Origin of the sequence: Pectobacterium brasiliense, assembly GCF_013449685.1 — a bacterium.
GTDB lineage: Bacteria > Pseudomonadota > Gammaproteobacteria > Enterobacterales > Enterobacteriaceae > Pectobacterium > Pectobacterium brasiliense_A.
Window position 1 is genome coordinate 168,377 of sequence record NZ_JACDSF010000017.1, and the last position, 26,940, is coordinate 195,316.

The window sequence follows — 26,940 nt, forward strand, 5'->3', positions numbered from 1 at the left end:
GCATGCCGTTGTCAGCCCCGATACCATTAACATTATTTACGCAAAGGCATTTGCCAACAAAATACATTAGCGCTAATGTATTTATTCCAACTAGGGAGGCGATGTTGAAAATTAAACCCGGATTGGGCGAACTGCTGAGGTATACCGCTGAGCTGGTTGATAAAGGTTCGGAATCAAACTACCGCGCCCTGTCACTCAATTATCGTCCACGATTTACCCCTATCCTACGAGCAATGGCCGCAGGCGCTCAGACCGTGCAGGACATCACTGAGTCCACGCACCTGACACAGGGGGCGATCAGCCAGTCAGTCGCGTTAATGGAGCAGGACGGCATTCTTGTACGCGAACAGCTCCGTGACGGGCGCAAATTTGCCATCAGGCTGACGCCAGCAGGCATTCAACTTGTTGCTCAGCTCGAAACCTGCTGGGAAGCCATTTTCCTCGCCATTGAACAGCTTGAAAAAGAGGCCGGTTGGCAGTTGATGAAAGGGCTGGAGGAGTTGGCGTCTGCATTGGAACAGCAGGACTTCGAGAAACGCATACAGATAGCGCGTGCAGAGTTACACGCCTCAGGTGATAAAGATGACTAACGCAACCGAAGAAAGCAGAAACTGGTTTTCCTCAGGTGGGGAGAACTATGCCCGCCACCGACCGCACTATCCACCCGAACTGGCAGAATACCTTTCCAGTCTCGCACCCAATACCCAAAACGCGCTGGATGTAGGGTGCGGAACTGGGCAGCTTACGCGACAGTTGGCTGAACATTTCGACGCTGTAAAAGGTATCGATCCCAGCATGAGCCAGCTAGGCAACGCCGTTGCGCATCATCGTATCGACTACGCGTGCTCCCCGGCCGAAACGCTGCCCGAACAGCCACTCACTTACAGTTTGATTACCGCAGCGCAGGCAGCGCACTGGTTCAAGCTGGATGCGTTTTATCAGGAAGTCCGCAGAGTGGCAGTCCCTCAGGGAATACTGGCCCTCATCAGCTATGGCGTTATGCAGCTTGATGACGATCTGAACGACAGATTTCGTCAGTTTTATTACGAAGAGATTGGTCCGTTTTGGCCTGCCGAACGTCAGTTGGTTGATAACGGATATCGGGATATCCCCTTCCCTTTTAATGAGATCGCCGCACCGCCTCTTAACATCCACCTTGAATGGCCGTTAGACGCCCTTATTGGTTATATTTCGACCTGGTCTGCCGTCGCCAGAGCCCGAGAAGCAGGACGAGAGGAAATGCTGCGCCGTTTTTATGACGACATCGCGACACTCTGGGGAACGCCAACAACATGCCGACCGGTTCGATGGCCGATTAACATGCGAATAGGAAGAGTTGAAAAGTGACAACACCACCGACAGTGGTGGATAGAAACAACGAAGGGAAATAAAACGAGGCAGGCGATGCGATAACGCAATGCCTGCCAGAAGAAGATTTAACGCAGGCCGAGCTGGAAAATCATCGTTTCAGCCTGGCAGCTGAACGTAAAATTAATGTCCAGCTTAACGCCGCCGTCTACGTCTTCCAACGTGCTGGCGATTTCGCAAGGTTCAGACTCTACCGCACGCGCTTTTTCCGTCAGGGCGGCCAGTGCCGCTTCCGCCTCAGCACGATTGCCGAAAACGTTGCTGTAAGACGCCGTGCAATCCGTGTTATCCATAATTGTGCCGACATCGACACAGCAGCAGGCTGCGGTTTCTTCAGCACTGCATTTGTTGATTACGTTCGTCATGCTACTTTCCTCTTAAAACGCGGGGAGATATGATCCAGTTCAAATATTTTTATCTTCCTTATATTTTACTCCCTCATCCCAAAGCAGTACCAGCACTTCATGCTCGACCGTAATTTTATTGATATTAATCACATTACGGTGTTATGCAGCAGTAAAAATCGAGTAATATCGCTTCACACAAATTAACTAAAACGTTAAGCAGATCTAAATTTCGCATCATTTTGGAAATATTTCCAATACACAAATGCAACATTGTCGTATTCCCCACTTATACTTTGGCAACTGGTCTGATTTGTCAGGCTGAGTGCGCCCCCTACAATGCGCGTCCCTTGTTACCCCATGTAACAACGTTAAATAACAAGCATATAAAGAGGTTTTGGTCATGAACCAGAAAAACCTGTTCAAACAATCCACAATTGCTGTTGCGGTGGCCCTGTTTTCAGCAAATGTGTCCGCAGCTGGTTTCCAGCTAAATGAATACTCATCATCGGGTCTGGGACGTGCGTTTTCTGGTGAAGGTGCGGTAGCCGATAATGCGACCTCAGGTAGCCGTAACCCAGCGACCATGACCCTATTTGACCGTCCGTCTTTCTCCGGTGGTGTCACCTATATCAACCCAGATATCGATATCAGTGGTTCAAGTTCATCTGGGCAAAATGTTGATGCGAAAAATATCGCACCACATGCCTGGGTACCGAACCTACATTTCATCATGCCGCTTAGCGAACAGTGGGCGATTGGTGCGTCTGCCACCACCAACTATGGGTTAGCAACAGAATTTAATGACAGCTATGCCGCAGGATCTATCGGCGGGAAAACCGACCTGTTGACGTCAAACCTGAACCTGAGCGCCGCCTATCGCCTGAACCAGCATTTCAGTTTTGGTTTAGGGGTTAACGCCGTTTATGCCGATGCCAAGTTTGTGCGTCATGCTGGGGAAGCCGCTCCACTGTTAGGTTTACAGCCATCATCTGAAATATCACGTATGGAAGGCAAAGAGTGGGGCTACGGCTGGAATGCGGGCATCCTGTATGAAGTGGATGAAAACAACCGCTTCGGCCTGACCTATCGTTCCAAAGTCGATATCGACTTTAACGGTGATTACAGTAGCCAATTGCCAGTATTCCCTGGAACAGGTGGTGCAACGATCCCTGGTAAGCTAACACTCAATCTGCCAGAAATGTGGGAAGCGTCCGCCTATCACCGTGTTGCCCCTAAATGGGCGGTTCACTACAGCCTGACCTACACCAGTTGGAGCCAGTTCCAGGAATTGAAAGCAACCGATAATTCAGGAAACATACGATTTCGGAAGGAAGAGGGATTCCGTGATGCCTACCGTATCGCACTGGGTACCACCTACTATCATGACGATAACTGGACGTTCCGTAGTGGTATTGCATTCGATGATAGCCCTGTACCAGCAGAAAACCGCTCAATCTCCATACCCGATCAAGACCGTTTCTGGCTGAGCGCGGGCACCACCTATGCATTTAATAAAGACGCCTCTGTTGATGTAGGCGTGTCCTATATGCGTGGGCAAAAAGTTACTATTAAAGAAGCTGATCCCTTGGGTATTAATACCTATTCATACAGCTCAAAAGGAACTGCCTGGTTGTACGGCGTGAACTTCAACTATGCGTTCTAAGTAAAGAATGGCGTTCTAAATAACGTATAGGTTTCTAAATAAAGCACGCGTTCTCATTGCTATCGGTCAGAACGTGATAAAGCAGGTAAGGCAACTTACCTGCTTTTTTATGCCTATATCTACCAGACGAACAGGTACAAAAAAGGCCGCTTTCGCGGCCTGACATCGTGACGTCCAGTTAACCCCGATTACTCAGGCTTAACCTCAATATAGTCAAGGCCCAGCGTGCTGCTGGTGTAGCTGCGGATTTTATTGGTCATTTCAATATTACCGTCCAGCTTCTGACCATAAGAGGGAATGATCTCTTTCAGTTTGCCCTGCCATTCTGGCGTAGCGACTTTATCTTTAAACACTTTTTCCAGCAGGCTCAGCATAATCGGCGCGGCGGTAGACGCGCCCGGAGAGGCACCCAGCAGCGCGGCAATCGAACCATCCTGAGAGCTGACGATTTCAGTACCCAGTTTCAGCACGCCGCCTTTGTCGTCGTCTTTCTTGATAACCTGAACGCGCTGCCCTGCAACCGTCAGTTTCCAATCTTCTTTCTTCGCATTCGGGAAGTATTCCTGCAGCGAGGCGAAACGATCGTCGTCATCCATCATGACCTGACCAACCAGATACTTCACCAAGTCGAAGTTATCCAGACCGACGTGCGTCATCGGCATCACGTTGGAGAAGGTTACGGAACCGATCAGATCCCACAGCGAACCATTTTTCAGGAATTTGCTGGAGAAGGTGGCAAACGGCCCGAACAGCAGAACGGGTTTACCGTCAAAAATACGTGTATCCAGATGAGGAACCGACATCGGTGGCGCACCGACGGAGGCTTTACCGTAAACTTTCGCCATGTGGCGCTGCACGATTTCCGGGTTTTCTGTCACCAGGAATTCGCCACCAACTGGGAAGCCACCGTACAGATCGGCCTCAGGAATACCAGATTTCTGCAACAGTTGCAGTGCCGCCCCACCCGCACCAATAAAGACAAACTTCGCCTTAATCACGCTTTCTTTCTCGCCGTTCTTCAGATCGGCGTAAGTCACGCTCCAGGAGTTATCCGCATTGCGTTTGATATCACGCACTTCTGAATTCAGGTGCAGCGCAAAGTTAGGTTTGGTTTTCATCGCGCCAACCAGCTGACGCGTGATTTCACCGTAGTTCACGTCGGTACCGATAGGCATACGAGTCGCCGCAATCTTCTGTGCCGGATCGCGACCTTCCATCACCAACGGCGCCCACTCTTTGATCGTATTGGGATCGTCAGAGAACGCCATGCCACGGTACAGCGTGCTGTGCTGCATCGCGTCATAACGATGTTTCAGGAAAGCGGTGTTCTCGTCGCCCCAGACAAAAGCGATGTGCGGCACGCTATTGATGAAAGAGTGCGGATTATTCAGCACGCCGTTTTTCACCTGATAGGACCAAAACTGGCGCGAGACTTCAAACGCTTCAGTGATTTCCAGCGCTTTGCTGATGTTGATTGGGCCGTCGGGATTATCCGGCGTGTAGTTGAGTTCCATGAAAGCAGAGTGACCCGTACCGGCATTATTCCAGCCGTTCGAGCTCTCTTCCGCCACATTATCCATCCGCTCAACCATGTCGATAGACCAGTCTGGTTGCAGCTCCTGTAAATACCCCCCCAGCGTAGCGCTCATAATGCCCCCGCCGATCAGTACCACATCCGTTGTCTTCTCTGTCGTTTTAGCCTCTTCAGCCATCGCCAGTGGGGCGCTAACCACCACGCTCAGGCAGAAGAACATAGCAAGTAGTTTTTTCATGCTTATATCTCTATTTTTTATAAGTGCAGGTAAATAGCATTCTGGGCATTCATTAACACACGACCACGCCATCATCCGTAAAAGGCATCATTCTTATGACCTTTTTGTTAATCACCTTGCTAACAAAAAAATCAGCGTGCAGACACATTTCAACCAGGATGGGCAGCAGTAGCGGTTAACGACGTAGCATTATTGTTATCTGACGAAAGGAAATAAATTTTAGTAAGTAAATAAATGGACAACAAAGTAATAACTTTTAAGAAACAAACCACAGAATCATCATGGTAAAAGTAAGTTTAGCAGTGTTTTATAAAAGCAAAAGGCACCCGCAGGTGCCTGTGAAATGAGCGATGTGACGTGACACTATTTCGCTGAGTCGATCTCGTCGAGCGAGTCTTCAATCGCTGCCGCATTCGGGTTCTTCTGCGGGGTGAGTTGCCCATCACTGGCAAGGAAATCATGCCGCTGGAAGTAGGCTTCACGCACCATCAGGTATGGATCGGAAGAGTTACGCAGCAGACCGTCGGAATCCAACAGCTGTGCTCGCGTTTCTATCCCTTCGATAGCCCATTTACCCGCAGACATCCAGAACGTCAGATAGCTCAGCATCGGATACAACGTATCCACGACGCCACCGCCGTCTTCACGAGGTGTCACGCTGCCGTAGCCAGGTACAACCAGATAAGGCCCGTAGCCCACGTCATAATGACCCAATGTGCTACCAAAGCGGCGAGACTCTTCTTTCGCCAGTTTCGGGTTCGCCATTGAGGCCACGTCAATCAGGCCGCCCATCCCGAGCAAGGTATTCAGGAAGAAGCGGTTAAAGTGAATCATCGCTTTATACGGCTTACCTTCAACGAAGTAGTTCACCATCGTTGCAGGTTCTTCCAGGTTACTGAAGAAGTTCCCTAGTCCGTTACGCGCGGGCGTCGGCACATAATCGCGCCAGGCCACAGCCGCAGGACGCACCAGATAAGGATCCAGAACGTCATAGTTAAAGCTGAACATGGTACGGTTAAAGCCTTCAAGCGGATCTGAACGTCGTTCTTGAGCTCGATCCCCGGAACTGGCGCAGCCGATCAGTAACACGCTGGCAAACACCACCCCACTCAGGCGGTAATTCATATCTGTTCTCCCTGATTTATAGTGTGCTATACCCGCGACCGAAAATGGGTATTCCCAGTATCAGCCACAGCCTATCAGGCTGAGCGACAAGGACGGGATATCGGCCAACAGTGTAACATTTTATCGCTCCATCGCTACGTTGGCTTACGCATTACTGCATTTTCAGAGGTTTGCCATTTTTCTTATGGGGACAACACGCGGCATGGTTGCGACACACGCTCCGGCGTGGGCACAGTACGGTATTCCCTTGTTCCCCTCACAGCATAGCACCACCAGCCTAAACCAGTGAGTCACGCCGCACCATCCCATGGCGTAAAAACTCACTACGCTTATCATCGGGGTTATCGATGATTACCCCTCAACGTCAGTACCGTTAGCCAGACAACAATCTGCCCACTCGTCGAGAGAATCACTATGAATCCATAACCGTGGATTATCATCATTATGACTGGGATGATTGCCTTCAGTAATTCCACCCACATTGTGGCCGGTGCGTCAGAGATTTTCTATCTGGTGTTCATTGGCCACACACAAATCCGTAACGACATGAGTCGCATCACACAGTAAACGTCAAAAGGCGCATGAGAATGAAGGAAAAGAGCATCGGCAGAAACGCTGATTGCCGACACTTTGAGCAAACGCGCCGTTAAGTGCTTATTCTCAGAGCAAAAATGCGTATAATAGCCAAGCTTCATGTCTCCATAGTTAAATGGATATAACGAGCCCCTCCTAAGGGCTAGTTGCAGGTTCGATTCCTGCTGGGGACACCAAAATCTCGCCCACGAACGTCCATCAAAGTCTATTTTTTCCATTCTATTCATCAAGTTAACACAACAAACTAGTCTACTGCACTCTACTCAGTTTGAGCGGCATCCACGCTGTTTTGTTGGTATAAATGTTGGCATTAGGCGTTTATCCTGCGGTTTCTTTAACAGAAGCCCGTCGCAGAAGAGACGAAGCCAGACAACAGATTGCCAATAACATTGATCCAGGTGAAAAGCGGAAAAGGTTGAAGAGAAAGGGTTACTCACCTTTGAAACTGTTGCCAGCAGCTGGCATGTCAGCAATAAAACCTAGTCTGAGGGGCATCGAACACTGATTATCAATAGCCTGACAACGCACGTATTCCCAATTATCGGGCAAAAAAATATCGCAACGCTTAAAACCCGCGATCTGTTAATACCGGCTAAAAATGCAGAAAAAACCGGACATCTGGAACTGGCTTCTCGCTTGCAACAGCGCATCACAGCAATCATGCTTTATGCGGTTCATAATGATCTTATCGATGTTAATCTGGCTTATGATCTGGAAGTAGCCATCGCTACGGCTAAAAGTGTTCACCGCCCCGCTCTGCCCCTTGAACACATTACCGAACTGATGACACGTATTGAGGCATACAAAGGCAAAGGAATCATACAATTAGCCGTTCAGTTATATCTTCTGACGTTTATCCGCTCCAGCGAACTGAGATTTGCGCGTTGGTCAGAGTTCGACTTTAAAAATGCGTTATGGACTATTCCTGCGAAGCGAGAGCCCCTAGCATTCCTTTTTTCACCCCTTCCTCTGGAAGATCATTTTTTAAAGAAATAACATCAAATAAAGAATAACTCGCCATGGGCAGATTCAACGCCGAAGTGCAACACTAAGCCATCCCTCTTAGTTCCACAAACACCACTGACGGTTACCTGAACCCCAGATACTTACCGGTTAACGCCAGCAATGGTTGCTGCCTGTTTAGCACAGGCCTGAACCGGAGAACGATGAGGGGGTATCACCAATAATGACGTTGCCACTACCGGATGTAATGACGCTACCACAATTGATGCTATCCCCAATACACGCAGCGGGCTTGCCGTTAAGGAAGCAGTCATGACCACTTCCAATAGGGCAACCCCCCCGCATTGTCATTCTCCTTTGACAGTAAACCTCATTGACTAAAGTGCTTTATATCGCTCTGCTGCTTCATCCTGTTTGATGTCTGAAAGCAGAACCTGACGTGAAGTATCGAGGGTGTCCCAGCGTGCAGCATTATGCAACGGCGGGATAGTGACGAGTTCACGACGATCAAAGCCCACCAGTGCGGCATCCACTAACTCACCCACTTCCATGAATTTTGGCGAGTTAGTGATATCGATACCCGCACGGTCCCAAATTTCCGTGTAAGTGCCAGCGGGGAGCACCGCCTGAATATAAACGCCCTTAGATGATAGCTCGACATTCATGCCCTGAGACAGGAAAAGAACAAAGGCTTTGGTTGCTCCGTAAACCGTCATGGCAAATTCTGGGGCCAGGCCTACGATGGAACTGATATTAACAATCGAGCCTTCACCCGCTTGTACAAACCGTGGCGCCACGGCACTGGCCAGTCTCGTCAGGGCGGTGACGTTAAGTGCGATAAGGCTTCCTATCGATTCAGGCGTCTGCTCTGTAAAACTGCCGGACTGCGCGATACCCGCATTATTGATAAGAATGCCAATCTGCGTGTCTTCACGCAGACGGGTTTCGACCAAAGCTAAATCGTTCGTTTGCGTGAGATCAGCAGGCAACACATCGACAGAAATGCCATTTTCCTGTCGCAAACGTTCGGCCAATGTCTCTAACTTTGCTTTGTCACGTGCAACCAGAACAAGGTCGTGACCTCGGCGAGCGAAACGTTCAGCGTAAACGGCACCAATACCCGTGGATGCGCCTGTAATGAGAACTGAAGCTTTAGTCATAAGTTTATCTTCTTCATTAATGTGTAAACAGAATTCGCAATGTGCGATGTATGTAGAACCGTGACACTCACAGATTTACTTGCTGGTCTCGGCAAGCGACGGGTAATCTGTGTACCCTTGGGCGCCACCGCCATAAAGTGTTTCAGGATTGAGTGAGGCCAGAGGCGCCCCCATCTTCAGCCTTTCGACCAGATCCGGATTGGAGATGAACGGACGACCAAACGCGAACAGATCAGCTTTGCCTTCAGAGAGGTGAGTTGAAGCCAACGTCAGGTCATAGCCGTTATTGCCAATGTAGGTATTTTTAAAGCGTCGACGCAGAGAATCGTAATCAAACGGGGATGCATCACGCGGGCCGCCCGTAGCGCCTTCAACGACGTGGAGATACACGATGCCTAATGCATTGAGTTGATCAGCGACGTAGTCATATTGTGGTTGCGGATCGCTGCAAGAAATCGCATTCACAGGGGAAACCGGTGAAATGCGCACACCCGTGCGATCAGCACCAATCTCCTCTTTAACGGCCGCCGTGACTTCTAACAGCAGGCGCGCACGATTCTCGACAGAGCCGCCGTACTCATCAGTACGCTGATTCGCCCCATCTTTGAGGAACTGTTCCAGCAGGTAACCATTCGCACCGTGGATCTCAACGCCGTCAAACCCAGCAGCAATGGCATTAGCAGCAGCTTTTCTGAAATCATCGATAATCCCCGGAATTTCCTGCAACTCAAGCGCACGTGGCTCAGAGACGTCCGAGAATCCATTGTTCACAAACGTTTTAGTCTCGGCGCGAATGGCAGACGGAGCGACCGGCGCAGCACCACCAGGTTGTAAATCGACATGGGATATACGCCCTACGTGCCATAGCTGTACAAATATGCGCCCGCCTTTTGCATGAACCGCATCAGTCACTTTACGCCATCCTTCAATTTGCGCTGGCGTATAGATCCCCGGCGTATCCTGATAGCCCTGCGCTTGTGCGGAGATCTGCGTAGCTTCAGTAATCAACAGGCCGGCTGTGGCACGCTGCGCGTAATACGTTGCTGCCAGTTCGCTGGGCACCAGATCTTTTCCGGCACGATTACGTGTTAACGGTGCCATCACGATGTGGTTGGTGAGCGTTATTGGCCCAAGGCTATAGGGTTGGAATAATTGTTGGTTCGTCATGCTTGTTCCCTTGATAGTGATTTGTGAAACGCCAGATATAATGATGATGATCACAATCTAAAAAGTCAAACGGTTTGATTACGATCATCATCAATGTATACTTGCGACATACATTTCTAAGAAAAGGCCATAAAGCGATGAAAGTTTCGAAAGAGCAGGTTCGTGAAAATCGAATGCGTATTGTTGAGACGGCCTCGGTGCTGTTTCGTGAGCGGGGGTATGACGGCGTGGGTATAGCTGAACTCATGTCAGCCGCAGGTTTAACACACGGCGGATTTTACAAACACTTTAGCTCCAAGGCAGATTTGATGTCGGAGGCGATGAGCTACGGTTTTTCGCATTCGATAGAAAATACCGTGGGTGTCGATATGGCTGGTTTTATAGAGCAATATCTCTCTCGCAAGCATCGTGATTCGATGGGAAATGGCTGCGTGATGTCAGCGCTTGGTGTTGATTCAGCACGCCAGTCAGCATCAATTAAGGAAAGTTTCGCAGCTGGAATTGAGAATCAACTGGCTACATTAGAAAGCGAGAATGGGGCAGGAGACGATGTGCTACGCGCCGAAAGAATTAGCGCCCTTGCTCACCTTGTTGGCGCTCTGGTGCTGTCGCGTGCCTGCCCTGATGATTCCGCCCTCGCCGACGAGATCCTAAAAGTTTGCCGCTCACGTATTCTCCGTCAGGAGGCACTATTGACGTCCCAGCCGAATTCACAGTAAATGATTATCTTCATTTACGAGTAGGCGCTCTTGCCGATAATTTCATCACTGAACTACCGGCGTTTTTTGCTGCTGAATATATTAAAAGAGGAGAGCTAATTGAGCTGCTGCTGGGGCATCCGTTGCCCTATTCCTCTTTACATCTGGTATACAAAAAGCAGCAGCGCGCTCTCAATAAAATTAATGACCGTATTTAAAATTAAAACCTAATGCGTCACCCGTGGTGTCGTATTCGCGGAAGTTGTAGATCAGCGGCTTCCATTTTGATGAATCGACAACATCATTTTCCCCTAATAGCTCGCTATCCACCCAAACATTAGCAATATCCAGTTCGACAAGAATAAAACGGCCTTTGTCCGTCGTACTGACGGTTTTACATTCCGCCTGAATAGGGCACTCAATCACCCGAGGCGGCGTGATATCGGTAGAGGCTTCGGTATGAAGGCCAACCTTGGAGAATTTATCGTGGCAGACCTGAACGCCCCATTTAATCTGGCCTTCAGACAACGTATCGCTCCCAGTCAACTTACCCAGTTCTTCAACTTTCTCCCACAGTGTGTAATCCGGAATATTGATGACAACATCGGATCCGGATAATAAATTACTGTAGGTTTTACTTCCTTTCGTGACACCAATAATAATTTTATCACCGAGAGAAATTGACGACGATATAGAAGCGACATTGACCTCTCCGTTGCTATTATCAATCGTCGTAACAAGGAAAACAGGGAAACCATAATAAAATGAACTGAGTTTTACGTTCTTTTTCATTTAAGTTAAAATCTCACTATAGAGTAGCGTTATATTTTCTCATTTTTACTCTTTTGATTTATTTTTAACAATAACTCCAATTGAGTAGCGGTAAGGTTAATGCATTCAATTCAACCTCCCTAATAAGTAGAACATCAAAAAATAACTTAATGTAACTATTCCTTGATGTTAGTTTCCGTTTCAATCCATCGGCGAAAAAAAATAACCGATATGAGAAAAATTCCCCCTGAAAAATAAGGACTTTTTGCGAGATATTGCGGTATTGTGAAAAATTAATGAGTAGAAAATAATTCACAAACATTAAAAGAGGTATATGATATGCACTATATGGTTTTTTCCTTCCCGCCCTGCAATGTGGCTGGGTAAAGCATGAGGTTTAAACATGGAACGAATTGTTATACCAGCGAATTATGTTCATACCCGTACAACCCCTTTCTGGACAAAAGAAACAGCCCCAGCGTCTATCTGGAAGCGCCATTTGGATGCAGGGACGCGGCAAGGCGTTTACCCGCGCTTGTGCGTGATGCAAGGGACGATTCGTTATTATGGTTACGCGGATGAGGCAAGTTCTGAACCCGTCGAAACGCTAACTATCGAAGCCGGACAATTTGGCGTATTCCCCCCAGAGAAATGGCACCGAATCGAAGCGTTATCTGATGATACGCTATTTAACGTGGACTTTTATGTCGATCCAAAAATTTTGATAGAAGGTTGAGGTAAACATAATGACAAGTGAAAATAAAGGCTATTCGTTAACACTGTTGAACCGCGAAAATAATGAAAAAGCAGAAAAAGTTTATCTTAAACCGATGGCTTTTTATGTACCAGATTTCGCGGCAGGCGCAGTCGTGGAATTACTCAACGAACTGCCTTCAGCCAATGATAATAAAAAAGGTTTTTTGCTGACAGTCACGAATAATAATAACGGCGTGTCTGTTGATAAAGATCTCGCTACGGTCGAAGAATTAAAAGATAAGCTGATTTCAGCTGAAGCAGTAAAAGAATTGGTTAATATTGTACGTGGCTACGATGCAGACGAAGACACTAACGTCTGCGGCTGGTAAAACCGTATAGACTCGTCATACGTCAAGTTGCCTATGTATCGACGTTCCGCCGCGCGGATTATTTAAGCGTTACCTTTCGTACCCCTACTCATTAAAAAAATAGGCGCTGGATGTCTGCTGACTTAACAAGCGCCTCTGTATCCTACTCTGATTACTAAAACAGTCATTCCCCCCGCAGTGCAGGTTCATCGACTGCAATCATCAATATGATTACTCTTTTTATCTGTATCGCTTATTACCCTGAGGAGTACAGTCACGTTAGCATTAGCTAATTATCTCATTCAGTAAGCGGAACCAGTAGCCAAACGTATACCCCCCCCCCGCAAATAGAGATAGCCACGATAATAATTACCACAATAATCATTACTTCGAACAAAATAAGCAAAGAAATAAAATATAACTCAAAAACCTATAAAGCGTTATTAAAATAACCATAAGTACTTAAACATTTTTTATATAATGCCGATTTATTATTAAATCACGTGGTCTGCCTGCGTTTATGGCTACAGCACACAGCGTCGTATTCCGCGTAGTTGGTTAGAAAGAATAAAAAGACTGTTGTCATAGATGAAAATACATGGAGTTTTTTCAAATGAAATCAAGCAATATTCTGTTGTCCTCACTGTTAATGACAGCCCTTTTTGCATCAGCATCTGCTAATGCGGGCCCGAAATTCAATGTCACCTTTAAGAATCTTGGCGCATCCTCCGCCCCTGCCGCTGTTTTTTCTCCGATGACAACAGCAGAAATTTTCTCACAGGCGAATGCTTCACCGAAGCCAAAAGAAAGCGTTAGGTCTGGGGATTCAGATCAATATACGATCTCCAATCCCATCAGTGACGTTGGTTCAATGCATGTTCGTTACAAAGTTGGTGCCAAAGTTTGCCAGTTTGATATGACATATACTGTGAAGTATGTGTTGGGCAATAAAATCCCTCAATGGACTAAGAGCACCACGCCGAGCAACGGCGCACGCTGCGACCTGAGAGTGACGTATGCCAACGTGAATACTCACGACTCAGATGTAGAAATTAGCATACGATAACCCCCCTTACTAAAAATAGCTGAGCAACCACTCAGCCGTTTTTTATGAATAGGGATAAGCAACATAAGTCGTTACTTATCCCTGAATCACAACGAGTGAGAAGAACGAATGATTAGCTTCAATGGCCTTTCAAAAAGTACGGTGGCAGATACGCAGTCCATTAATGACAATCGCTCGATAAAAAAGCAGGAAAACGTATTCGAAGGCACACAGCCCGCATCTACAGGGGCTGATGGTTATTCAAATAAAAAAAATAGCGGTATCACCACGCTGGCAAAACAACTTAGCGACGCTGCCGTCAGGGCCGAAGCCAGAGACGCCAAAAGCGATCGCAGTACATTGGCCGCCAGAGCCAGAAGCGTGGATGATGAATTGGTCGGTGTGAATTACGCCAATAACAGAAAAACCCATGATGCGGAAGTCCCCAATAGCGATGACCCCGAGCGATTAGCCAGAGCGAAACAAGCTACAGCGTACGCCAATGGTCAAGGAAGTAATCCCTTCAAAGGCCTGTCTCGTGAACAGCTGGCGCTAATTACCTATGACGACAGCGGAACCTTTACAGTGAATGAGCGGCGTGCGGCCTGGAGCGAGGCTTATGACCAGGAGCAAGTGTGGCGCACAATGGCCATGGCACAAAGTAAACTAGAGTGGAATCGCGGCGAGTTTAAACAAACCGAATTTTTCAAGATGGTGTTAGATCACCATGAAAGCCTGCCATTAATCGAACAAGCGCAGGCACCGGAAGGCTATGTACCGCGCCTGAAGTACCTGATAGAAATGGACTTCAACTTTATGACGGGGGAATCAGGCAAAGATGCCGATCCGTTCAACCGCCTGTTTGAACTCCTTTCCCCCACCAAACTTCATTTAGAAGATGGCAAACTCACTCTGGATACCACCAAAGACGCCTGATAAGCAGATGATGACCTCTGCTCAGGCATTTACGATTGTGCTGTGATGACCTCAAAAGCACGGATTTGATCTTTCTTTCGCGTGATTTTATTGGCGTACATTGCAGAATCAGTCCGACGTATCACGCCATCAGGTTCCTCGTTGGAAAGATCTGCCGTGACGATCAAGATGCTGGCACCCAAATAGTCAATACTGACCGTACGCCCACTTGCGCTTTGCAAACCTACCTCGTTCCGTGATTTATCATCGGTTAAAAAGCGCCATGTTTTATGCAACATGCCTGAGATGCATCGGCGCTGTCAGCGCTAAGCCCTCCATTCTGCTATTGTCATCACACTTACCCATTAAGGCAGCACGATCTGTTTGACTTTCCCGCGTACAAGGAATTACAACAGCAGCACAGGCGTGTAACTAGTTTTCTAGGCAAGACCTGAAGCTCTCCCACTCAACATCATGGGAAGAGCTTCAGGTCTTTTTTCGTTTCTGGATCAGGGGAATCGTCGTATGAGCCACACAGCAGCAGATAATAACGCGACAGCCTATGCCACTACCGCTGAAAAAATCATCACGTTAGTTGGTGGAATTGACAACATTGAGCACATTGAACACTGTTCTACACGGCTACGGCTCAGTCTTTATGACAACAGCCAGGTAAACCAGAACGAACTGGAAAAGGTGCCGGGCGTGCTGGGCGTTCGGGTTAACGTCCAGTGCCAGGTGATCATCGGTGGCGAAGTGATGCAGGTGTACGAGGCGGTGCAGAACCTCGCGGCAGGCCGTAAGAAAACAGATCGCGCCGTGCCAGCAAAAACCAATCGCACCGCTGTTGCTATCGATTTTATCATCAGCATTTTTCAGCCGCTGGTGCCTGCGATTGCCGGTGGCGGCGTGCTCAAATCGCTGTTACTGCTGCTGGATCTGCTCGGTTGGCTCACCAAAAACAGCTCAACGTATAAAGTGCTGGATAATATCGGTTCCGCCCCACTCTATTTTCTGCCGATTCTGGTGGGTATCACCACCGCAATGAAACTGAAAGTGAATGTGCTGGTTGCCGTTTCTGCCGTCTCTGTGATGGTGCTGCCGGCCATGTCTAAACAGCTGGCGGACGGTGCGGAGTTTCTCTCCCTCGACCTGAAGAACGTCGCTTACGCGTCGCAGGTTTTCCCGGCGATCCTGTGCGTGATTTTTTATGCGCAAACCGAAAAGCTCTTCAATCGCTACTCGCCGAGCGCGCTGCGTATTTTCCTGTCACCGATGCTGTCGCTGTTGGTTACCGTTCCCGTCACGCTGTTGGTACTTGGCCCGCTCGGTTATGAACTCGGTGCGGGTCTGGCTAGCGTGATCCTCTGGCTGTACAGCAAGCTGGGTTTTGTGGCGACAGGGTTGCTCGCCGCGGCGCTACCCTTCATGGTGGCGTCGGGGATGCATAAACCAATGCTGCCCTATGCCGTTTCCTCCATGAGCCAGTTTGGCAAGGAAATGCTCTATCTGCCCGCGTCGCTTGCGCACAACATTGCCGAATCGGGTGCCTGTATGGCGATTGCGCTCAAAAGCAAAGACAAAACGCTAAAATCAACGGCGATTTCAGCCGGTATTTCTGCCCTGTTCGGCATCACCGAACCCGCGCTATACGGGATTACGCTGCTGAATAAAAAAGCGCTCTATAGCGTGATCGCAGGTAGCCTGGTCGGCGGGGCGTTTATCGGTTGGATGGCGATTGAAGCCTTTGCGCTGGTTGGCCCCGGCCTGGCTAGTATCTCCATGTTTATCTCGCCGGAAAATAGCTGGAATATCGTCTATGCCATCGCCGGTGCGGTGCTCTCTTTTGTCATCGCTTTTCTCTCCGCCCTGTTCCTCTGGCGAGAAGAGAAACCTGTCGTCCCCGTAGAAGAAAACCATCACGCTGTTACCGAATGCCAGTTCGCCAGCCCGATTGAAGGAAAAGTGATTGCGCTGGACAACGTGAATGATGAGATCTTCTCCAAACGAATTATGGGTGACGGCATTGCCATCATCCCCGAGAAAGGCGTGCTCTACGCGCCGGCGAACGGCACCATTGAGAACGTATTTGAAACGGGCCATGCCGTCAGCATGCTCACCGACAGCGGTGCCGAACTGATTTTCCATATCGGTATCGATACCATCAAACTCAATGGTCAGGGCTTTCAGCCGAAAGTCACGGCCGGCCAACAGGTTAATACCGGCGATGTCCTCGTTGAATTTGACCTCGATAGCCTCATCGCTGCGGGTTACGATCCCGTCGTCATGATGGTTATCACCAACAGCGAGCGCTTTCGTGTGATACCGGAAGCCACTGACGTCGCCATCCCTTCTAACACCATCATCATGACCTTAAAGGAGTCTGTGTAATGGATAAAAACATCGCATTCCCGGAACACTTTTTATGGGGCGGCGCGATTGCCGCTAATCAGGCCGAAGGCGCATGGAATGAAGACGGCAAGGGGCCGTCGGTCGCGGACGCCATTACCTGGAAGCCGAATCTCGACCTGAAGAATTACCATGCCCATATGGCGTTGACAGATGAAAACATCGCCGACGCGCTCAACGGAAAAAATGACGCGTTTTATCCCAAGCGGCGCGGCATCGATTTTTACCACCGCTATCAAGGCGATCTGGCGCTGTTTGCCGAAATGGGCTTCAAGGTGCTGCGCGTCTCTATCGCCTGGTCGCGCATCTTTCCGACCGGAGAAGACAGCGCGCCGAATGAAGCGGGCTTACAGTTTTACGACGATCTGTTCCGCGAGATGCGCAAGCACGGCATCGAACCGCTGGTGACGCTTTCACACTACGAAATGCCGCTGGCGCTGAGTGAGAAATACAATGGCTGGGTACACCGCAACGTGCTGGATGCCTTTGTACGCTTTAGCAATGTCTGCTTCGATCGCTATAAGGATCTGGTGCGCTACTGGCTAACCTTTAACGAGATCGACAGTATCCATCGTCATCCGTTTACCACCGCAGGTATCCGTGAAGAGAAAAGCGCACCGGGACAGGCCAAACAGGATATTTATCAGGGGTTGCATCACCAGTTTGTTGCCTCGGCTATCGTCACCCGCGACTGCCATGAAAAAATCCCCGGCAGCCAGGTCGGTTGCATGCCGACCAAGCTGACGACCTATCCGCACTCCTGCCGCCCGGAAGATGTCGAAGCCGCGCTGAAAAAGAATCTTGAAAACTATTTTTATGCCGATGTGCAGGTGTTCGGTGAATATCCGCCGCTCATCAAGCGCGACCTTGAACGACGCGGTATTCACATCACCATGCAGCCCGACGATCTGGCCATTCTCAAGCAGCACACCGTGGATTTTGTGTCGTTCAGCTATTACATGTCGCTCACCGAATCCACACAGCCGGACGCCGAGAGAATCCCGGGGAATACCGTTCTGGGCGTGAAAAACCCGTACCTGCCGGCCTCAGATTGGGGATGGCAGATCGACCCTGTCGGGCTAAAAATCTCCCTGCTGGAGCTTTACGATCGCTACCAGAAGCCGTTGTTTATTGTCGAAAATGGGCTGGGTGCGAAAGACGTTGTCGAAAACGGCAAAATCCACGATCCTTACCGCGTTGACTACTTCCGTTCACATTTCGAGCAAATGCGTGAAGCGATTGGCGAAGGCGTTGAACTGATGGGGTTCACCAGTTGGGGGGCGATTGACATCATCAGCGCGGGCACATCACAAATGTCCAAACGCTATGGCTTTATCTATGTCGATCAGGATGATGAGGGCAACGGTTCGCTGGCGCGGCTGAGGAAGGATTCGTTCTACTGGTATCAGAAGGTTATCGCGACCAACGGTGCCGACCTCACCTGACAGACAGCGCTGCCGCAGGCTACGTGCGCAATGACAGGAAATGACTGTGATTGGAAAACGTAATGAGAAAACCAGCATGAGTGGAAGAAAAACGTGATTAAAGTGAAAAAAGCGTTAAATAACAGCATGCTGTTAGTCGACCATGAACAGCAGGAGATGATCCTGTTGGGTAAAGGCATCGGATTTGGTGCCAAACCCGGTTCATTGATTGATGTGACGCACGTTGAGCAGGTTTTCATTCCGCTGGAAAACCTGAAATCACGGCATTTTCTTTCATTGACCGACACCATTCCTGCGGCTTTTTTTGACATCACGCATGAGATCGTCACGCTGGCGCAAAGTCAGTACGCCGAAAAGCTTAATTCGGTGCTGTTCTTTACGCTGGCGGAACATCTCTATTTTGCCGTTGAGCGTAGCAAAACGGGCAACCACTTCATCAATAAGCTCAGTTGGGAAGTGAAACGCTATTACCAAAAAGAGTACGCCCTCGGCGTGCAGGCAAAAGATCGCGTGTCGGCACGCTTTAACGTCACGCTACCCGATGACGAAGCCATCAATATCGCGTTCCACCTCATCAATGCCGCCGGCAGCGCCGAAATTGCCGATGCCCACCAGCAGGTGCAGTTGGTGAATCGTCTGGCGGAGATTGTCCGCTATAAGTTAAACAAGAATATTGATGTCAACGCCGTCGATTATCTGCGTTTTATCACCCATCTGCGCTATTTCTCCGAACGGGTCATTGCCCGTAAAATCGCACCGGGACGCACAGACGATTTCTATCAGGAACTGCTGAAACACTATCCTGAAGCGATGGCGATTTCCTGGGCCATCAGGGATTACGTACAGGAAAAATACCAAATGGCCTTGCCGAAAGAAGAACTCACCTGGCTGACCATGCATATCAGCAGGCTGGCCGAAAGCCAGACGCAGTAGCGCTCGCCTCACTCAACATAATCACCTGGCGCTGTTTTACCCACGCGCAGACCAATAAGACAGCAAGCCGTCTCGATGAGGCGGTATGTTGACCCGCATCACGATAACAGCGCGCAAGTACTAATGAGATTGCAAACAAGAGTGATTATCATATATAGTTTCTGTCACCTGCCTAAAATATCTCCTTATTTTATTAATTTACGCATCACATTCACTCTGGAGAAGATAATAACATGTCAAAAACGCTGTCTGTTCTGCGCAAAAAAGCGCGCCTGCTGACGCTAGTAGCCTCATCGCTGATGGTGGCCTATGCCCTGCCTGCTGCTGCCGCAGATGACTCTCTGACGCTCTACACCACGCGTGAGCCCGGCCTGATTCAGCCGCTGCTGGATGCGTTCACCAAAGAGACGTCGGTTAAAGTGAATACCGTGTTCATCAAGGACGGCATGCTGGAGCGAGTGAAGGCAGAAGGCCAAAACTCACCGGCTGACCTGCTGATGACCGTTGATGCCGGTAACCTGATCGATCTGGTAGAAGCTGGGGTTACACAGCCGATCCAGTCCAGTGCATTAACCGAGGCTATCCCGGCGGCGCTACGTGACAAAGATAACCAATGGTTTGGTCTGTCGATGCGCTCTCGCGTGCTCTATGCAGAAAAATCACTGCCGCTGACCGGCATGACTTACGAAAATCTGGCCGATCCGAAATGGAAAGGCAAAGTGTGTATCCGTGCGGGTCAACACCCTTACAATACCGCACTGGTTGCCGCGATGATTGCCCACCACGGCGAAGCCAAAACCGAAACCTGGCTGCGCGGTGTGAAAGACAATCTGGCGCGTAAAGCGACTGGCGGTGACCGCGACGTTGCGCGCGATATCCTCGGTGGTATCTGCGATGTGGGTCTGGCGAACTCCTATTATGTCGGCCATATGAAGAACGCCAAAGAAGGCACCGATGCCCGTAAATGGGGCGATGCTATCAAAGTCGTTCAGCCTACCTTTGAGAACGGTGGCACACACGTCAATATCAGCGGTGCAGCTATTGCACGCCACGCACCACATAAAGATCAAGCCGTGAAATTGATGGAATACCTGGTCTCCGCACCAGCTCAGCAGATCTATGCACAGGCGAACTACGAATATCCGGTTCGTAAAGGCGTCGCGCTGGACTCAACCATCGGCAGCACGATTGGTGAAGTGAATGTGGATAGCATTCCGCTGACTGACATCGTTAAATTCCGTAAACAGGCTAGTCAGTTGGTAGATAAAGTTGGATTCGATCAATAAGACCGGTTCGTCAACCCTGCGCGGCGCCTTCGGGCGGCCGCGCCTCTTTTTTTCTCCGCTTCGCATCGCTGCCGTCATCATTGCACTCGGCGTACTGGCTCCGCTGGTTTCCCTGCTTTGGCTAGCGGCTGGCGCGGGTGTTGGCCATTGGGATCACCTGATGCGCTACGTGCTACCCGATGCCGCACTCAACACGCTCATTCTGCTCGTCGGCGTCGGCGCACTCGTCATGGTGATTGGTGCAGGCTGCGCCTGGCTGGTGACCGCGTTTGATTTCCCCGGCAGACAGCTCGTTAGCTGGGCGCTGCTGCTACCGCTGGCGATGCCAACCTATATTGTCGCGTTTGCCTGGCTCGATCTGCTGCATCCGATAGGGCCAATTCAGGAAGCGATCCGCAGCGTGCTCGGCTACGACAGCCCGCGTCAGTTCCGCCTGCCGGATCTGCGATCCATGACGGGCGCGATTCTGCTACTCGGTCTGGTGCTCTATCCGTACGTTTATCTAACCATGCGCGCAATGTTTATCAGCCAGCCAGCACACTTGCTGGAAGCCGCTCGCACACTAGGATTGACCGCAACCGGCACTTTCCTGCACGTCGCCCTGCCGATGGCACGCCCTGCGTTGGCCGTCGGCACCAGTTTGGCCTTGCTGGAAACGCTGAATGATATTGGTGCCTCCGAGTTCCTTGGGGTCAATACGCTGACCGTGACGGTTTACACCACCTGGGTCACCCGTTCGGATTTACCCGCCGCGGCACAGATTGCCTGCACGATGCTGACGGTCGTTATCCTGCTGCTGACGCTGGAATATTACGGCCGGAAAAACCAGCGCTACGGCACCAGCCGACAGATGCGCGGCATCATGCCCGCACCGCTGAAAGGTGTACGCGCCTGGTTGGCAACCGGTGTGACCGCGTTACCTATCCTGCTCGGCTTCATCGCCCCTGCCCTCTTTCTGGCCTGGGAAAGCGCGAAACGACTGGGCGATAGCGTGACGATCTCCGCGGGTCTGATACAGTCGTTGCAGAACTCGCTGCTGCTGGCCGTTGGCGTCACGTTGGTCGTCACGTTCGTCAGCCTGATTATTGCCTGGTATGCCCGTCATTCAGCCATCACTGACCGTTCACCAGAACGTCGCCGCACGATACTGAGAATCGCCTCGCTGGGCTATGCCGTGCCCGGTACGGTACTGGCGATTGGCATGCTGACGCCCGGCATGGCGACAGATAATTTTCTCGCTGGATTGATAGGTTATAAGGGATTGCCGCTGCTTTCCGTCGGTATTCTCCTGGTAGTCTGCTGCGCCATTCGCTTTATGGCGATTGGGATTGGGGCACTTGATGCGGGGCTGACGCGCATTCCGCCCGTGATGGAACAGGCATCGCGTCTGCTGGGCGAAAGTGAATTCGTCACCTTTTTCCGCGTGCACCTTCCCCTACTGCGCCCCGCGCTGGTGACCAGTGCGCTGCTGGTGTTTGCCGACGCGATGAAAGAACTCCCCGCCACGCTGCTGCTACGGCCGGTTAATTTCGAAACGCTGGCGACCGTTTTGTATGCCGAAGCCGCCAGAGGCACCTACGAAGAAGGCGCGATTGCCGCACTGCTGATCGTGCTGGCGGGTACGCTGCCCGTTGTGCTGCTGGCCCGCAGCCAGCTAAAAACGTCGGTTGAGAAAGAATGAAAATCATGAGGAAGAGTCAAGGTGTCTGAGGCTACACTCGTTCTGAATAATGTCCACGTCGCCTACGGGCACAAGCACAATGTGCATCACGTGCTAAACGGTTTTTCTATGGAAGTTGCCGCGGGCGAGTTGGCCTGTCTGCTGGGCGCATCAGGATGCGGTAAAACCACGGCCTTACGCGCGATTGCGGGTTTTGAACACCTGACTCAGGGAACGATTCACGTCGGCGGACGCTGTGTGGCGGGTCCGGACGTGCATCTGCCGCCGGAACTGCGCAACGTCGGGATGGTGTTTCAGGACTACGCGCTGTTTCCCCATCTGACCGCCGCGCAGAACATTGCTTTCGGCCTGAGAAAACAGCCGAAGGATCTCCAGCAATCGCACGTCCGCGCCATGCTTGAGCTGGTCGATCTCGTCTCGCTGGCACAGCGCTATCCGCATGAGATGTCCGGCGGACAACAGCAACGTATTGCACTCGCGCGAGCGCTGGCCCCGCAACCTGCTGTGCTACTGCTTGACGAACCGCTATCCAGCCTCGATCCCGACAGCCGCAAACGACTGGGACAGGAAGTGCGCGACATCCTGCGCGACGCCGGACAAACCGCGCTCTTAGTCACACACAGCGAACAGGAAGCCGAACTGATGGCCAGCCACATTGGCTATTTGAAAGCAGGCACGTTGGAATGGCGGGAATGACGCTGATGACGGATACATTATTGTAAAAACAGGAAGCATACACCGAGCTTCCTGTTTTTAATTATCATAAACAACGCTACGCTTGCCCTATCTGCGCTTATCCGCATACTCGGGACTGTTTATCCACTGATGATCGGCTTCCCAGGTGAAACGCCACTGGCGCGTCGGGCCGGCCATCACATTCAGGTAGTAGCTGTCATAGCCTGCAAGGGTGGCAACCGGATGGTAGCCGCGCGGCACCTGCACTACATCCCTATTGTAGACCGCCATACATTCATCTAATGACCGGTCATCGGTATAGACACGTTGCAGGCAGAATCCCTGTTCTGGGTTCAAACGATGGTAGTAGGTTTCTTCCAGATAGGTTTCCTGCGGCGGATTATCGACATCGTGCTTGTGGCTGGGATAAGAGCTGGTGCAGCCTTCATCGGTGTACACTTCGACCACCAGCAGGCTATCTGCCGCTTTGTCCTCCGGCAAAATATTATGCACATAGCGCTGGTTATTACCGACCCCACGCTGCTCGGCATCGATATCCTGCGGGGCGATCAGCCGGGTCGGGTGCGTGCCGAATCCCGGTGCAGCGCAAACGGCCAATTCCAGCGCGGTGTGCGCCGTCACTGTAATCGTCTCTCCCGTCGTGACATAAACCGCATAGGGTTTTCTACGCTCAAACGGGCTCATTCTGTCGCCAATCTGCTCAAAGCGCTCACCTGGCGTGACAACCGTTGCCTTGCCGCTGACCAGCACCAGACAGCGTTCGTTATCGCTGGCGGGCAGCGATAGCACTTGTTCCGGTGCCAATTGATATACCTCGAACCCCACGTATCGCCAGCCCGCCGTTTCCGGCGTGATGTGCTGGGTACGGCCATGTTCGTCAGGAGCACGATGGCGTGATAACAATCGGGACATCTTTTGCCTCCTTATCTCCCCCCGACTTCACGCTGCCTGCGCATTGGTCGGCTGGCAGCGTGAAGATGCGGGGGATATCACCACAAATCAGATCAATTCCGCCTGCTGGGCGAAACGTTGCAAGTTATTGTAGCCTAGCGTCGCGTACGTCAACGGATGCGCGACAGCCGGATCTTGTTCCGCTTCGACCACCAGCCATCCACTGTAATTATGGGCTTTCAGGATACTGAACACCGCCGGATAATCGACGCAACCATCGCCCGGCACAGTAAAGACGCCGCTCAAAACCGCATCCAGAAAACTGGTCTTGCGGTTTTTCACGTCTTTCAGCACGTCTGGACGAATGTCTTTGCAGTGAACGTGATTGATGCGGTTAATCCAACGCTTCGCTACCGCAACCGGATCGGCACCCGCGAACGTAAAGTGTCCGGTATCCAGCAGCAGCCCGACTTCCGGCCCGGTATGTTCCATCAGATTGTCCACGTCCTGCGCGCTTTCAATCACCGTCCCCATATGGTGATGATAGGCAATCTGCACGCCCTGACTTTGCGTGTAGCGCGCAAACTCGGTCAGTTTTTTGCCGTATTCCGGCCAGCGTTCTTCGGGGAAACGCGGGCGCAGATGGACCGGTTTCTGTTGGTCGCCGTGAATCGCGCCCGTCACTTCGGCAAACACCAGTACCGTCGCGCCGAGGTCGCGCAGCAATGCCAGATGCCCCTGCACCGCTTCAATCTCTTCTTCTACTGAGCGGGTGAGCAGTTCGCCGGAGTACCAGCCGGAGACTAAGCGCAGATCGTGCGCTTGCAGAATAGGCCCCAGCACGCTGGCCTGACGCGGGAATTTATTACCTAATTCAAAACCAGCGAAACCAGCCTGCCGCCCTTCGCTCAGACAGGTTTCCAGCGGAGTATCCGCGCCCAGAGAAGGCAGATCGTCATTGGTCCAGGTGAGTGGATTAATACCAAGTTGAACAGTCATCTTATTTTCCCTTTATTCGATCATATAGAAATGGGTTAACCGCGCTGACGCCAGACGGCGATCAGTTGCAGATAGTTATGTTTAACTTGCTCAATCAATTCGGCGTCATCGATCTCGTTACGCAGCCACTTTTGTGCTGGCTGGGCAAACAGGGTACGACCGACAGCAAAACCTTTCACAATCGGGAAGCCTACGGCGGCGCTGAATCCCTGCTGCAACGTTTCCAGCGGCGCATCCAGCCCCAGAATTACCACGCCCCGGCAGTAAGGATCGCGCTGCGCCAGCAGCGGTGTCAGTTGCGCCCAGCCTTCGGAGGACAGTGGCGGCAGTTTCCACCAGTCCGGCCGCACGCCGAGGTTGTAGAAACGTTGAATCGCACGCAGATAAAGCGCATCACTGTGCGGCATCCCCGCAGGCAGAATGACTTCAAGCAGCAGTTCATGGCCGGATTGACGACAGGCCTGATAGACCTCCATCACCTTCATTTCCTGCTCGCGCCGTAGCGCGTGAGCGTCTTCCGGGTGGAAGAACACCAGACATTTCACGACGTGTTCTAGCGGCCAGCTCACCAGCTGTGAGCCAATATTGCCGCGCTCCATCATTAATGGACGCGATCCCGGCAGCTCAATCGGCCGGCCGATCCACCAGCCTTTCCCAGTGATGTCATTCAGCGCATCCTGTCCGAACGTGCCGTCGCACAGCAGACCAGCTTTGCCTTCCAGCCCTGCCTGCTGCGCCGCATCATAGCTGGCACGCAGAATCAGCTTTTTCAGCGCCGGAATACGGCTTATTTCCGTGCCGCAGTTCAGCGCCATGTCTTCCAACTGGCTGCGGTGATCGAATGCGATCACGCACAGCTCATGCCACTGTTTACGGCGTGTCGTAACACGGTGCAGATGGTTAAGTTCTTCGTCCAAATCAGGGCGCGGGACGCTCGCCGCGCGGGCCAGATAGTTATCCAGTTCGATCTTGCTTGGCATGGCTGGCGCACAGCCGTGGCGTGATACCACCAGCGCGCCGCAGGCATTGGCGTACGCACAGGCTTTCTCCCAGCCCTCTCCGTTGAGATAGCCACGCAGCAGGCCGGACATAAACGCATCGCCCGCCCCCAGCACGTTCAGCACATCCACGCGCACGCCTTTGATCGTGATGCCTTTATCCAGATGGTCAGGAATCGCGTCGCTAAACACCGAGCACCCCAGTGCCCCGCGTTTGCACACCAGTTCCGCCTGCGTGTGCTGCCGCACAGTGCGTAGCGCCTGCAAGGTATCTGTGCTGCCACCCGCAATGTGGAACTCCTCCTCGGTGCCGACAATCACATCGAACAGCGACAGCACCTGCTGCAACTGCTCCGTGACCGCCTGCGCTTCAACAAAACGCGTTTCGCCATCACCCAGCGACGTCAGCCCCCACAGCACCGGACGGTAGTCGATATCCAACGCCGTTTTCACCCCGTTGCGCCGTGCGTATTGCAGCGCCGTCAGCACCGCTTCACGCGTGTTAGGGTGAGAGAGATGCGTGCCGGTAATCGCCAGACAGCGTGACGACGCAATGTAATCCTCGGTGAAATCTTCCGGTGAGATCGCCATATCGGCGCAGTTATCGCGGTAGAAAATCAGCGGAAAGGTATCGCGATCTTTAATGCCCAACAGCACCAGCGCCGTCAAACGTTCCTTATCGGTAATTAAATGGCTGGTGTCACAGCCAACCTGATTCAACTCTTCACGCAGGAAGCGCCCCATATGCTCGTCGCCCACCCGCGCCAGCATAGAAGAACGTAGTCCTTGTCGCGCCGTGCCGTAAGCCACGTTGCCGGACGACCCGCCCAGATACTTGGCAAAACTGCCCATATCTTCCAGACGCGCGCCGATTTGCTGCCCGTACAGATCGACAGCAACGCGCCCCATGCAAATCACATCAAACGTCTTTTCCTTATTCATAGCGGCCA

25 protein-coding genes, 1 tRNA gene and 2 pseudogenes are annotated in these 26,940 nt (G+C 51.3%); 17 read left to right on the plus strand and 11 right to left on the minus strand.

What is annotated here, in order from left to right; translation table 11 throughout:
• Positions 1 to 101: 101 nt before the first annotated feature.
• Together H0248_RS08525 and H0248_RS08530 are read left to right on the plus strand one after the other, a co-directional pair.
• Entirely contained in the window at positions 102 to 590 is a 489-nt protein-coding gene (locus H0248_RS08525) for a MarR family winged helix-turn-helix transcriptional regulator (protein WP_180785562.1), read from the plus strand.
• Complete coding sequence (locus tag H0248_RS08530) at positions 583 to 1,347, plus strand: class I SAM-dependent methyltransferase (protein ID WP_180785563.1); 765 nt, start codon at positions 583 to 585, stop codon at positions 1,345 to 1,347. Before H0248_RS08525 ends, H0248_RS08530 begins: the two co-directional genes overlap by 8 nt.
• Positions 1,348 to 1,436: 89 nt before the next feature.
• Here the strand turns inward: H0248_RS08530 and H0248_RS08535 are convergent, their stop codons facing one another.
• On the minus strand, positions 1,437 to 1,733 hold the full coding sequence (locus H0248_RS08535; protein ID WP_180785565.1) for a YfcZ/YiiS family protein: 297 nt from the start codon (positions 1,731 to 1,733) through the stop codon (positions 1,437 to 1,439).
• Between the two features lie 382 nt (positions 1,734 to 2,115).
• Here H0248_RS08535 and fadL point away from each other — a divergent pair, with 382 nt between their 5' ends.
• Positions 2,116 to 3,378, plus strand: a complete 1,263-nt coding sequence (gene fadL / locus H0248_RS08540; RefSeq protein ID WP_180785567.1) for a long-chain fatty acid transporter FadL — start codon at positions 2,116 to 2,118, stop codon at positions 3,376 to 3,378.
• A 188-nt stretch (positions 3,379 to 3,566) separates the two neighbouring features.
• Here fadL and mqo read toward each other — a convergent pair whose 3' ends face one another.
• On the minus strand, positions 3,567 to 5,150 hold the full coding sequence (gene mqo / locus H0248_RS08545; RefSeq protein ID WP_180785569.1) for a malate dehydrogenase (quinone): 1,584 nt from the start codon (positions 5,148 to 5,150) through the stop codon (positions 3,567 to 3,569).
• 363 nt (positions 5,151 to 5,513) lie between these two features.
• A complete protein-coding gene (mlaA, locus tag H0248_RS08550; RefSeq protein WP_180785571.1) occupies positions 5,514 to 6,275 on the minus strand; it encodes a phospholipid-binding lipoprotein MlaA in 762 nt (253 codons plus the stop codon).
• A 444-nt stretch (positions 6,276 to 6,719) separates the two neighbouring features.
• Here mlaA and H0248_RS22465 point away from each other — a divergent pair, with 444 nt between their 5' ends.
• The 3 genes and pseudogenes from H0248_RS22465 to H0248_RS08565 all read left to right on the plus strand — a co-directional run.
• Positions 6,720 to 6,842 carry a hypothetical protein gene (locus H0248_RS22465; protein WP_374705262.1) on the plus strand — a complete coding sequence of 41 codons (123 nt, stop codon included), beginning with the start codon at positions 6,720 to 6,722 and terminating at the stop codon, positions 6,840 to 6,842.
• A 128-nt stretch (positions 6,843 to 6,970) separates the two neighbouring features.
• A tRNA-Arg gene (locus tag H0248_RS08560) sits at positions 6,971 to 7,045 on the plus strand.
• A gap of 125 nt (positions 7,046 to 7,170) precedes the next feature.
• Positions 7,171 to 7,814: pseudogene (locus H0248_RS08565) on the plus strand (tyrosine-type recombinase/integrase); the annotation flags it as partial.
• 185 nt (positions 7,815 to 7,999) lie between these two features.
• Here the strand turns inward: H0248_RS08565 and H0248_RS08570 are convergent.
• From H0248_RS08570 to H0248_RS08580, 3 genes and pseudogenes are all read right to left on the minus strand, one after another.
• A pseudogene (locus H0248_RS08570) lies at positions 8,000 to 8,135 on the minus strand (uropathogenic specific protein); the annotation flags it as partial.
• Between the two features lie 74 nt (positions 8,136 to 8,209).
• Positions 8,210 to 8,992, minus strand: coding sequence for an SDR family NAD(P)-dependent oxidoreductase (locus tag H0248_RS08575; RefSeq protein ID WP_180785572.1), 783 nt, complete (start codon positions 8,990 to 8,992; stop codon positions 8,210 to 8,212).
• Between the two features lie 75 nt (positions 8,993 to 9,067).
• Positions 9,068 to 10,159 (minus strand): alkene reductase, encoded by a 1,092-nt coding sequence (locus tag H0248_RS08580; RefSeq protein WP_180785574.1) that lies wholly within the window; start codon positions 10,157 to 10,159, stop codon positions 9,068 to 9,070.
• 137 nt (positions 10,160 to 10,296) lie between these two features.
• On the opposite strand from H0248_RS08580, the gene H0248_RS08585 reads away from it, so the two are divergent.
• Positions 10,297 to 10,878 carry a TetR/AcrR family transcriptional regulator gene (locus H0248_RS08585; RefSeq protein WP_180785576.1) on the plus strand — a complete coding sequence of 194 codons (582 nt, stop codon included), beginning with the start codon at positions 10,297 to 10,299 and terminating at the stop codon, positions 10,876 to 10,878.
• Positions 10,879 to 11,058: 180 nt separating this feature from the next.
• On the opposite strand, the gene H0248_RS08595 is transcribed toward H0248_RS08585, so the two are convergent.
• Positions 11,059 to 11,649, minus strand: a complete 591-nt coding sequence (locus tag H0248_RS08595; RefSeq protein WP_180785578.1) for a flavin reductase family protein — start codon at positions 11,647 to 11,649, stop codon at positions 11,059 to 11,061.
• 382 nt (positions 11,650 to 12,031) lie between these two features.
• Between H0248_RS08595 and H0248_RS08600 the strand changes: the two genes are divergently transcribed.
• From H0248_RS08600 to H0248_RS08615, 4 genes are all read left to right on the plus strand, one after another.
• Positions 12,032 to 12,364, plus strand: a complete 333-nt coding sequence (locus H0248_RS08600) for a DUF1971 domain-containing protein (protein ID WP_180785580.1) — start codon at positions 12,032 to 12,034, stop codon at positions 12,362 to 12,364.
• A 10-nt stretch (positions 12,365 to 12,374) separates the two neighbouring features.
• Positions 12,375 to 12,713, plus strand: coding sequence for a DUF1869 domain-containing protein (locus H0248_RS08605; protein WP_180785582.1), 339 nt, complete (start codon positions 12,375 to 12,377; stop codon positions 12,711 to 12,713).
• A 592-nt stretch (positions 12,714 to 13,305) separates the two neighbouring features.
• Positions 13,306 to 13,758, plus strand: a complete 453-nt coding sequence (locus H0248_RS08610) for a hypothetical protein (protein ID WP_180785584.1) — start codon at positions 13,306 to 13,308, stop codon at positions 13,756 to 13,758.
• Between the two features lie 108 nt (positions 13,759 to 13,866).
• On the plus strand, positions 13,867 to 14,673 hold the full coding sequence (locus H0248_RS08615; protein WP_180785586.1) for a hypothetical protein: 807 nt from the start codon (positions 13,867 to 13,869) through the stop codon (positions 14,671 to 14,673).
• A gap of 29 nt (positions 14,674 to 14,702) precedes the next feature.
• Here H0248_RS08615 and H0248_RS08620 read toward each other — a convergent pair whose 3' ends face one another.
• Positions 14,703 to 14,951 carry a hypothetical protein gene (locus H0248_RS08620; protein ID WP_240345950.1) on the minus strand — a complete coding sequence of 83 codons (249 nt, stop codon included), beginning with the start codon at positions 14,949 to 14,951 and terminating at the stop codon, positions 14,703 to 14,705.
• 226 nt (positions 14,952 to 15,177) lie between these two features.
• On the opposite strand from H0248_RS08620, the gene H0248_RS08625 reads away from it, so the two are divergent.
• The 6 genes from H0248_RS08625 to H0248_RS08650 all read left to right on the plus strand — a co-directional run bounded on the left by H0248_RS08625 (position 15,178) and on the right by H0248_RS08650 (position 23,102).
• Positions 15,178 to 17,043: a beta-glucoside-specific PTS transporter subunit IIABC gene (locus H0248_RS08625; protein ID WP_180785588.1), complete on the plus strand. Its 1,866-nt coding sequence runs from the start codon at positions 15,178 to 15,180 to the stop codon at positions 17,041 to 17,043.
• Positions 17,043 to 18,506, plus strand: a complete 1,464-nt coding sequence (locus H0248_RS08630) for a glycoside hydrolase family 1 protein (protein ID WP_180785589.1) — start codon at positions 17,043 to 17,045, stop codon at positions 18,504 to 18,506. The genes H0248_RS08625 and H0248_RS08630 overlap by 1 nt, the downstream gene beginning before the upstream one ends.
• 93 nt (positions 18,507 to 18,599) lie before the next feature.
• Entirely contained in the window at positions 18,600 to 19,439 is an 840-nt protein-coding gene (locus H0248_RS08635; RefSeq protein WP_180785591.1) for a PRD domain-containing protein, read from the plus strand.
• A 233-nt stretch (positions 19,440 to 19,672) separates the two neighbouring features.
• A complete protein-coding gene (locus H0248_RS08640; RefSeq protein WP_180785592.1) occupies positions 19,673 to 20,725 on the plus strand; it encodes a Fe(3+) ABC transporter substrate-binding protein in 1,053 nt (350 codons plus the stop codon).
• Entirely contained in the window at positions 20,709 to 22,406 is a 1,698-nt protein-coding gene (locus H0248_RS08645; RefSeq protein WP_180785593.1) for an ABC transporter permease, read from the plus strand. The genes H0248_RS08640 and H0248_RS08645 overlap by 17 nt, the downstream gene beginning before the upstream one ends.
• Before the next feature lie 21 nt (positions 22,407 to 22,427).
• The gene (locus H0248_RS08650; RefSeq protein ID WP_180785594.1) at positions 22,428 to 23,102 is read left to right on the plus strand and encodes an ABC transporter ATP-binding protein; all 675 of its coding nucleotides are present in this window, start codon (positions 22,428 to 22,430) and stop codon (positions 23,100 to 23,102) included.
• Between the two features lie 87 nt (positions 23,103 to 23,189).
• Here H0248_RS08650 and iolB read toward each other — a convergent pair whose 3' ends face one another.
• The 3 genes from iolB to H0248_RS08665 form a co-directional block, all read right to left on the minus strand.
• The gene (gene iolB, locus H0248_RS08655) at positions 23,190 to 24,014 is read right to left on the minus strand and encodes a 5-deoxy-glucuronate isomerase (RefSeq protein WP_180785596.1); all 825 of its coding nucleotides are present in this window, start codon (positions 24,012 to 24,014) and stop codon (positions 23,190 to 23,192) included.
• Positions 24,015 to 24,101: 87 nt separating this feature from the next.
• Positions 24,102 to 24,992, minus strand: a complete 891-nt coding sequence (iolE, locus tag H0248_RS08660) for a myo-inosose-2 dehydratase (RefSeq protein WP_103941545.1) — start codon at positions 24,990 to 24,992, stop codon at positions 24,102 to 24,104.
• Positions 24,993 to 25,027: 35 nt separating this feature from the next.
• A complete protein-coding gene (locus tag H0248_RS08665) occupies positions 25,028 to 26,932 on the minus strand; it encodes a bifunctional 5-dehydro-2-deoxygluconokinase/5-dehydro-2-deoxyphosphogluconate aldolase (RefSeq protein WP_010281444.1) in 1,905 nt (634 codons plus the stop codon).
• Positions 26,933 to 26,940 lie beyond the last annotated feature (8 nt).